This window comes from Flavobacterium sp. (assembly GCF_044338735.1).
Lineage (GTDB): Bacteria > Bacteroidota > Bacteroidia > Flavobacteriales > Flavobacteriaceae > Flavobacterium.
This window is the reverse complement of record NZ_JBIIWV010000082.1, coordinates 1-9,499: the sequence shown is the minus strand read 5'-3', so window position 1 is coordinate 9,499 and position 9,499 is coordinate 1. Positions and strand designations below refer to the sequence as shown.

7 protein-coding genes are annotated in these 9,499 nt (G+C 31.9%); 3 read left to right on the top strand and 4 right to left on the bottom strand.

Annotated elements, in window-relative coordinates; translation table 11 throughout:
- Positions 1 to 260, bottom strand: a 260-nt coding sequence (locus tag ACIQZC_RS06660; RefSeq protein WP_396138455.1) for a hypothetical protein, incomplete at its 3' end; no start/stop codon positions are given.
- Positions 261 to 452: 192 nt separating this feature from the next.
- Between ACIQZC_RS06660 and ACIQZC_RS06655 the strand changes: the two genes are divergently transcribed.
- The 3 genes from ACIQZC_RS06655 to ACIQZC_RS06645 are packed head-to-tail and all read left to right on the top strand — an operon-like array spanning position 453 to position 5,366.
- Complete coding sequence (locus ACIQZC_RS06655; RefSeq protein ID WP_396138454.1) at positions 453 to 2,138, top strand: M23 family metallopeptidase; 1,686 nt, start codon at positions 453 to 455, stop codon at positions 2,136 to 2,138.
- Between the two features lie 60 nt (positions 2,139 to 2,198).
- Positions 2,199 to 4,616 carry a carboxypeptidase-like regulatory domain-containing protein gene (locus ACIQZC_RS06650; protein ID WP_396138456.1) on the top strand — a complete coding sequence of 806 codons (2,418 nt, stop codon included), beginning with the start codon at positions 2,199 to 2,201 and terminating at the stop codon, positions 4,614 to 4,616.
- 45 nt (positions 4,617 to 4,661) lie between these two features.
- A complete protein-coding gene (locus ACIQZC_RS06645; protein WP_396138453.1) occupies positions 4,662 to 5,366 on the top strand; it encodes a hypothetical protein in 705 nt (234 codons plus the stop codon).
- A 29-nt stretch (positions 5,367 to 5,395) separates the two neighbouring features.
- On the opposite strand, the gene ACIQZC_RS06640 is transcribed toward ACIQZC_RS06645, so the two are convergent.
- The 3 genes from ACIQZC_RS06640 to ACIQZC_RS06630 all read right to left on the bottom strand — a co-directional run.
- Complete coding sequence (locus tag ACIQZC_RS06640) at positions 5,396 to 6,097, bottom strand: hypothetical protein (RefSeq protein WP_396138452.1); 702 nt, start codon at positions 6,095 to 6,097, stop codon at positions 5,396 to 5,398.
- A 71-nt stretch (positions 6,098 to 6,168) separates the two neighbouring features.
- Positions 6,169 to 7,998: an ABC transporter ATP-binding protein gene (locus ACIQZC_RS06635; RefSeq protein ID WP_396138451.1), complete on the bottom strand. Its 1,830-nt coding sequence runs from the start codon at positions 7,996 to 7,998 to the stop codon at positions 6,169 to 6,171.
- Positions 7,999 to 9,499, bottom strand: a 1,501-nt coding sequence (locus ACIQZC_RS06630; RefSeq protein WP_396138450.1) for a phospho-sugar mutase, incomplete at its 5' end; no start/stop codon positions are given.

Sequence of the window (9,499 nt, the reverse complement as noted above, 5' to 3'; positions counted from 1 at the left end):
ATTTCTCGAATTAATGAATTTATTTTGAGTTTTGTTTCTCGTTTATTTTCTTCACTGCCTAATAATGAATTCACCATTTTTAGAGTATCTAACTGATTTTTAAAAGAATCTATTTCAACTGATTGTTGTTGTTGCATTTTTTTAGAAAGCAACAATTCTTCTTGTAATTCTGAGTTTTTCTTTTCAAGTTGAATCAGTTTTTGATTGAGCTTGAAAAATTTAACTTCTAGAGAATCAATTAATTCAGATAATCCATTCATTAATGATGAAATTCATTTCAATAAGTCACAAAGTTAGCATTACTATTCAAAAATAGCAACAGTTTTAGATAAATTTTATAATTAAATTTTATTTTGTTCTAAGTAATTGATTTTTAGCATCTTTATTTCATCTGTATTTTTTATTGCTTTAACTAAATTATTTTTACTATTTTAGCACTAAACTCATGTTTTATGAAATTTGTATTAGCCCTACTTTTGGTTCCTTTTTTAGTTTTTTCGCAGGAAAATTACCCACAAGATGTTTTTCAATCACCTTTAGCTATTCCATTAGATATTTCAGGTTCTTTTGCAGAATTGCGCAGTAATCATTTTCATTCAGGATTAGATTTTAAAACTTCAGGAGTAGAAGGGTTACCCGTTTTTGCTACAGGAGACGGTTATGTTTCTAGAATCAAAATTTCACCTTTTGGGTATGGGAAAGCTATTTATATTACGCATCCCAATGGTTATACTTCGGTTTATGGGCATTTACAAAAAGCAAACGGCGCTATTCAGGAGTTGATTAAAAAGAAGCAATACCAAGAGCAATCTTTTGAAGTTGAAATGTATCTTTATCCAACCGAATTACCCGTAAAAAAAGGAGATATCATAGCATTCTCTGGAAATACAGGAGGTAGTGGTGCCCCTCATTTGCATTTTGAATTTAGAGATACAAAATCAGAGCAAATCATCAATCCGATGCATTTTGGATTTAAAAAAATGATAAAAGACGAACGCAAACCCATCATTCAAGGTATTGTAGTTTACCCGTTAGATTCTACAACTGTAAATAATGCACAAAAACCCATCAATATTTCATTCAATAAACAAACCGATGGCACTTATTTATGTTCGAAAGTTAAGGCAAACGGAAGAATAGCTTTTGGTATCAATGCCTATGATTATTGCACAAATGCCTACAATAAAAATGGCTTGTATAAAGTAAAAGCGTATCTTAATGGGGTGTTACAATATCAATATGGGTTTGATACTTTTGCTTTTGATGAGTCGCGTTACGTTAATAATTTTATCGATTATGAACGTTATCATGACATGGGACAACGTATTCAAAAATTGTTTGAATTAACTAGTTATCCGCTTTCTATAGTTGCTGGAAATACAAAAGATGGTACGTTGAAAATACTTCCTAATGCCAATTATTCCTATCGGGTCGAATTATATGATTTTCATCAAAATAAAATTGAATTAATTATTCCTATTGAATATGGCGTTCAAGTTCCTACCATAAAAAAGACAATTCAGAAAACACCTTATTTTGTGAAAGCTAAAACTGAATCTATTTTTGAGAAAGGCAATGTAACGGTTTATGTTCCTGAAAACGCTTTTTATGCCAATTTTTATATGAATTTTGAGGTAAATAAAGATATTGCAACGTTGCATGATGACAGTGTTCCGGTTCATAAAAATATTACATTAACGTTTAACGATGTTTCTGGTTTAACTGAAGAGCAATTGGGTAAAACCTATATTGCAACTTTAGAGGGTTATAAATTAGATTTTAATAAAACCACCCGAAAAGGAAATTCATTCTCTACAAAAATTAAGACATTAGGAAAATATAAGTTGGCACAAGATTCTATTCCACCACGAATTTATAATGTAAATTTTGTTGAAGGAAAAACGTTGAAAGACCAAAAAACAATAAGTGTTTCGGTAGCAGATTTGCATTCGGATATTGCCAATTATTCGGCCTATTTGAATGGAAAATGGATTTTAATGGAGTATGATTATAAAACAAAACGACTGACACACAATTTAGAGGATGCAATTTACGTTGAAGGTAGAAATGATTTCAAAATTAGTGTAACCGATAGTTTACAAAATTCTGCTACCTTTGAATCGTATTTTTTTAAATAATTAAAACCGATACTTTTGAAAAAAATCAGTTTATTTCTTTTTTTTAGTTTGTTTTCCATCATGTCCTTTGCCCAAAAAGCTAGAGTGAAAGGAGTTATTTTAGACGAATTAAAAAACCCTGTGGAGCGAGTTACGGTTTCTGCTTTAGATAAAATTACGTTTACCAACGAAAATGGTTTTTATACAATCGAGGTTCCTGCTAATCAAAAAGTCTCACTTATTTTTTCACATCAATCATTTAAGAACACCACAATTTCTATTGAGTTAAAAACCAATGAGGATTTTGAATTGAATCCTGTGATGAGCTCTAAAATTGAACAAATGGGCGAGTTAGTAATCACAAGCGATAGTAAAAAGCGTATTGAAGGTTTAACAACCATAGATCCTGTAATTATTCGAATGATTCCGGGAGCTAATGCAGGTATCGAAAATATAATTAAAACATTACCAGGGGTGTATTCAAACAATGAATTGAGTACGTCTTATGCCGTAAGAGGAGGAAATTATGATGAAAATTTAGTTTACGTTAACGAAATTGAAGTATATCGTCCTTTTTTAATTCGTTCTGGTCAACAAGAAGGGTTGAGTTTTACCAATACAGATATGGTAGAAAATGTTGATTTTTCCGCAGGGGGTTTTCAATCAAAATATGGTGATAAATTATCTTCGGTGCTCGACATCACGTATCGAAACCCTAAAAGTTTTAAAGCCCGAATGGAAGCAAGTCTTTTAGGCGGAAGTATTACTGCGGAAGGTGTTTCTAAAAATCAAAAATGGTCAAATATAACCGGTATTCGTTATAGAGATAATAGTTTGTTAGTCAATAGTCAAGAAACAGAAACCAACTTTAAACCAACTTTTTTTGATGTACAAACCTTAGTCAATTTTAATGCGTCTACCAAGTGGAATTTTAGCTTTTTAGGCAATATTTCTCAAAATAAATACCATTATCAACCTTTAAGTCGCCAAACAAATTTTGGTACGGTGAGCGAACCAATAGCGCTTTTAGTGTATTATGAAGGGCAAGAAAAAGACAACTATTTAACACTTTTTGGTGCTGGAAAAGCGGTTTATCAGTACAATGAGAAAAATAAATTAAAATTTATAGCTTCAACCTATCACACACAAGAACAAGAATATTATGATATTTTAGCGCAATATCGTTTAGGTGAAGTAGATGCAAATATTGGTTCAGAAACATTTGGTAATGTAGTTTATTCGCGAGGAATTGGTTCGCAATTAACCCATGCACGAAATGATTTAGATGCCTTGATCGTTAATGCTGAAGTCAAAGGATTTCATGAAATAACTAAAAAATCACAAATTGAATGGGGCGCTAAATTTACGTTAGAAGACATTAGAGATAGAATTGTGGAATGGGAAGTAATAGATTCGGCGGGTTTTTCATTGCCAAATCCTATTTTAGATTACCAAAATGACCAACCCTATAATCCTTATGTTGGACCACTAGCTCCTTATCAAAGTGTAAGAGCGACTAATTTTACCCGAATCAATCGTTTTTCAGGATACTTTCAGTGGAATCGTAGAGGTAAAATAGGCAATCATAGTTATTGGTTGAATGCCGGAATTCGTGGACATCAATGGCAAGTTGATGCTGATGGAAGACCTAAAGGAGATAGCCAAATGACTTTTTCACCTCGTGTTCAGTTTGCGTTTAAACCCGATTGGGATAAAGACATATTGTTCAGATTGTCTGGCGGATTGTATCATCAACCTCCGTTTTACAGAGAATTGCGCGACTATAATGGGGTAGTGCAAACTAATGTGAAAGCGCAACAATCTTTTCATTTAGTATTGAGTAGTGATTATAGTTTTAAAATGTGGACGCGCCCTTTTAAATTGATTACAGAAGCGTATTATAAAAATATTACCGATGTAAACACCTATACAATTGATAACGTTCGTATTCGATATAGAGCTAATAATGAAGCAACCGCTTATGCTTATGGTTTCGATGCACGTTTAAATGGTGAATTTGTACCTGGAACAGAATCATGGTTCAGTTTTGGCTATATGCAAACCGAAGAAAATCAAAATAATAAAGGATTTATTGCACGTCCCACAGATCAACGATTGAAATTCGGAATGTTATTTCAAGATTATATGCCGAATATTCCTAACTTGAAATTATACTTAAATTTGGTTTATAACACCGGATTACCTGGTGGTTCTCCATCGTATGCCGATCCTTACAATTATCAATTACGATTAAATGATTACCGAAGAGCCGACATAGGATTTTCATTTGTTTTTAAAGATGAAAAAATTAAATCGAGTATAAAGTGGTTAAAGCCTTTTGACGAATTTTCATTAGGATTAGAGATTTTTAATTTGTTTAACAATCAAAATTCAATTACAAATACTTGGGTTAGAGACGTGTATACTAAATCACAATATGGTATTCCAAACTATATGACCACTCGGGTTTTTAATTTGAAACTAATTGCAAAACTATAATTCGTTGTTTATTTTTAGTATATTTGACTATAAAAAATAGATAGTATGCGCATCATTTTATCCTTATCCTTATTTCTTTCTATAATAAGTTGTAAACAAGAACAAGCAACTCCAAAAGTGAGTTACGATACTTCTAAAGCCGAAACTACAGCAAAGGATACTTCTGGGTTTAAAGTGGCCGATTTACCTATTTTAATGGAAGGGAGTAATTATCTAATTCATCCCATTGGTGATGTGCGGGTTTATGATATTGATGGAAAAACCTATGGAAGTAGTAAAGCAAATCAAATAAGTTATGCAATTTCAAATTACAATAGATTTGAAATTACTGGTTTTTTAGATAATTTGAATTTTCAGCACATCGATTCTACCAATATTAAACCCTTAACGGATCAGAAAGTTCAAATTCAAACGGCTACCTTTTTAAATACTATTGCTGCTAAATCAAAGCAACAAATCATGGTTTACACTTTAGTTGATGCAGATACAAATAAAGATGGAAAAACCAATCAGAATGACATCAGAGCACTTTATTTGAGTACAACTAGCGGCAGAAAATTCACTAAAATATCAACCGATTTTCAGGAAGTAATTGATTGGAATATTATTGAAAAAACAAGTCGTTTGTATTTTAGAAGTATTGAAGATGTGAATAAAAACGGTGCTTTTGATAAAAATGATAAAGTACATTATCACTATGTAAATTTATTAGCCAACGAATGGAAAGTGGAAATGTATACTCCTAATTAGAGTTTTCCTTTGTTGAAATTACATTTTTTCTAAATCAAAATATCACTTTCTAAGTCCGATTTTTCTATTTCTATTTTAAAATCGAGTTTTGAAACCAATTCAATGACTAGTTTTTTGTACCAATTTTCACTTTTCGGATGAATGTATATTTTTTCGATCAATTCATTGAGGTTTACGTTAATTTTTAAACCATCATTTACTGAAATATTTTGAGCACTCACATCTGAAATAATCCGAACTTCTCGTTCATATTGAAAACTTTTTCGTTTGAATAAGAACGGAAAAAAAGTATCATCAAACGGAATATATTCTTTTTTATAATCGATATAATTTACGTTACCAATATATTGTTCTATAGCTCTTTCTGGTTGTAAAGCTTCTTTTAAACGCCCAATTGTAGATTGAATTGCTAAACCTTCATTGTTTTTGGTGAAAATTTGCCACATTGCAAACGATTCATATTCGTTGATGTGCCAACTACTTATGACTACTTTTTCGCGATGCGATTTATAATAGTCTAAAAACTTCGGATTATTTGCGGCTATTTTTTTGATTTCCTCAAAGGTGGGTTCCGAAAAAGTTCCTTCATATTGATCTTCAAACTTATCGGAACGCGACATAAACAATTGCTGTGACAATAACATGTCTAAAAACTTAGACAAGTCTAAATACTTCCAAACAATTGTATCATTGTCTTCTGGTAATGTAATATTTGAGCTGTTTATGTACATAGTTTTTTAATTTCCAAATTTCAAACTTCTTCAACCAAAAATCGTTAATCTTCAATCATCAATAATAAAGTTTACTCAAAGCTCTGCATCATCACTAGTTTTGAGTACGTTCCGTTTAGAGTCAACAATTCTTCATGAGTTCCTTGTTCCACGATTTCACCTTTGTGCATCACCACAATTTTATCCGCTTTTTGAATGGTTGATAATCGGTGAGCAATGACAATAGAAGTTCTGTTTTGCATCATGTTTTCTAAAGCCACTTGTACAAATTTTTCACTTTCAGTATCTAAAGCTGAAGTCGCTTCATCCAAAATCATAATCGGTGGATTTTTCAAAACGGCTCTCGCAATAGATAAACGTTGTTTTTGTCCACCCGAAAGTTTTCCACCTGCATCACCAATGTTGGTTTCAATTCCATTAGGTAAAGCAGCAACGAATTCGTAAGCATTTGCCACTTTTAAAGCGTCAATGATTTCTTTATCAGTTGCATCTTGTTTTCCTAATTTGATGTTATTTTTAATCGAATCATTGAATAAAATAGAATCTTGTGTAACCAATCCCATTAAATCTCGTAACGATTCTAAAGTCATGTCTTTAATGTCAGTCCCATCGATTTTGACACTTCCTTCTTGCACGTCATAAAAACGCGTCAATAAATTGGCAATCGTACTTTTTCCAGAACCTGATTGCCCCACTAAAGCAATAGTTTTTCCTTTTGGTACTTCTAATGAGAAGTTTTTCAGTACGTTTTCTGCTTCATATTTAAAGTTGATATTTTCAATGCTAATTTTCTCAGTAAAAGTTTCTTTTGTTACTGCATTAGGTTTATTGACAATGGTATTTTCAACTTCTAAAATTTCAAAAACTCTTTCGGCTGCTGCCAATCCATTTTTAACTTGATAGGATGCTTTTGAAATCGCTTTTGCAGGAGTTAATACACCATATGCCAATCCAAGATATACAATAAATAAAGCACCATTTAATGTTTTATCGACTAGAACCAAGTTCCCACCATACCATAAAAGTATTGCAATTGTTACGATTCCCATAAATTCACTTAAGGGTGAGGCTAAATTATTCTTTTTCCCAATACTATTATTTAATCGTAACAATTTATATATTGAATTATTAAATATTGATTTGAAGTACCCCTCAGAATTATAACTTTTTACCACTTTTAGTCCGCCTAAGCTTTCTTCAACTATAGAGATTAAAAAACCATTTTCTTTTTGCACATTTTGTGATTTCGATTTTAAACTTTTCCCAATTCTTGAAATGATAAACCCTGAAAGTGGAATAAAAATAAAAACAAATAGTGTTAATTCTATACTTATTTTCATCATTGCAATTATGGCAAAAAGAATGGTTAAGGGCTCTTTAACAATAAGTTCTAAAATAATGAAAAATGAATTCTGAACCTCATTAACATCACCTAGCATTCGTGCCATAACATCGCCTTTTCTTTTTTCGGAATAATAGGAAATAGGTAAAGAAATGATTTTATCATACATTTTTTCACGTAAATCATGCAATACTCCGTTTTTTATTTTTGTTAAGTGTTGAGCAGCAAAATAGTTGAAAGCATTTTTAAACAAAAATGTTGATATAACTAATGCAACAGTGAGTAAAAGTGCATATTGTATTCCGTTTTCTATTGTGAGTTTGGTAATATAATATTGTAAATATTCTTTTCCATAGGATGTTATTTCCCATAAACCTTTATATTTTGGTAATTCAACAACCTTTTCATTCATTTTAAACAATACTTCCATTAACGGAAAAAGCGCAATAAATGACAGCGTACTAAATAAAGCATAAAAAATATTAAAAAAAACATTCCAGAAAATGTGATTTTTAAATTTTAGAGTGTAAGGAATTATTTTTTTAAAATTTTCGTCCATTTAATTTAATTTCATTGCCGAAATAATTTCAGCTATTTTGTTATCTAATTCTATTTCTACTGATTTTGCGTTTTCCATCGTGTCTAAAACTCCATTTACGCTGAAATAGAATTTAATTTTTGGTTCGGTTCCGCTTGGTCTAGCACAAATTTTACTTCCGTCTTCTAAATAATAAATCAAGACATTTGATTTTGGAATATTAATTTCGAATTCTGCATAATTCATAAAATCTTTTCCTTTGGCAGCTTGATAATCTTCAATGCAAATGACGCGTTGTCCGTTGATTTCCTTTAACGGATTTTCGCGTAAGTCAACCATCATTTGTTTGATTTCGTTAGCGCCTTCAATTCCTTTTTTGGTAATCGAAATTAATGATTCTTTATAACAACCAAAATCAACATATAAATTCAATAATTCTTGATATAACGAACTGCCCGATGCTTTTGCCTGTGCAGCAATTTCACTTAATAATAAAACGGCGCCTACCGCATCTTTATCCCGAACGGCATCGCCTACCATATATCCAAAACTTTCTTCGCCACCACCTATGAATTGTTGATTTGGGAAATCTTTAATGAATTTTGCAATCCATTTGAAACCGGTTAAACCAACTTTACATTCTACATCATAAGCTGCGGCTAATTCTAACATCATAGGTGTTGAAACAATAGTAGATCCAATGAATTCATTCCCTTGGAATTTGTCGGCGCGTTTCCATTGCTCTAATAGGAAAGCGGTCATGATTACCATTGTTTGATTACCATTCAATAATTTGATTGTTCCGTCTAAATCTCGAACAGCAACACCTAATCGATCCGAATCTGGATCTGTTCCCACTACAATATCAGCTCCAATTTTATTTGCCAAAGCAATTGCCATAGATAACGCCTCTGGTTCTTCAGGATTTGGAGATATTACGGTAGGAAAATCACCATCAGGTTCGGCTTGTTCAGGAACAATATTCACATCGGTATAACCAGCTTTTGCTAATACATTAGGGATTGATTTTATTGAAGTTCCATGTAACGAAGTATAAACGATTTTTAAATTCGCTTTAGCTTCAGAAGGCGTATTAAAACTTGCATTTTCGATGGTTGATTTAAAGAAAGCTTCATCAATTTCAGAATCAATATATTCGATTAAATCGTTGTTGGCTTCGAACTTAATTTCGCTGTATTTCAACTCTTCAATTATCTTTATAATTTCGGCATCTTGAGGTGGAACTAATTGGCCACCATCTTGCCAATATACTTTGTATCCGTTATATTCTGGCGGATTGTGAGAAGCAGTTAATACAATTCCTGCATGGCAATTCAAATGGCGAACAGCAAAAGATAATTCTGGTGTTGGGCGCATTTCTGAAAACAAATACACGTGAATTCCGTTTGCCGAAAAAACATCGGCAACCACTTTTGCTAACGTATCACTATTATGACGGCAATCGTATGCGATGACCACTTTTAAAGGTTCGTTTGGAAACGATTTGTATAAATAATCTGAT

Coding starts and splice junctions, on each gene's coding strand:
- ACIQZC_RS06635 (WP_396138451.1), bottom strand. CDS start 7,998: ATGGACGAAAATTTTAAAAAAATAATTCCTTACACTCTAAAATTTAAA.
- ACIQZC_RS06645 (WP_396138453.1), top strand. CDS start 4,662: ATGCGCATCATTTTATCCTTATCCTTATTTCTTTCTATAATAAGTTGT.
- ACIQZC_RS06650 (WP_396138456.1), top strand. CDS start 2,199: ATGTCCTTTGCCCAAAAAGCTAGAGTGAAAGGAGTTATTTTAGACGAA.
- ACIQZC_RS06655 (WP_396138454.1), top strand. CDS start 453: ATGAAATTTGTATTAGCCCTACTTTTGGTTCCTTTTTTAGTTTTTTCG.
- ACIQZC_RS06640 (WP_396138452.1), bottom strand. CDS start 6,097: ATGTACATAAACAGCTCAAATATTACATTACCAGAAGACAATGATACA.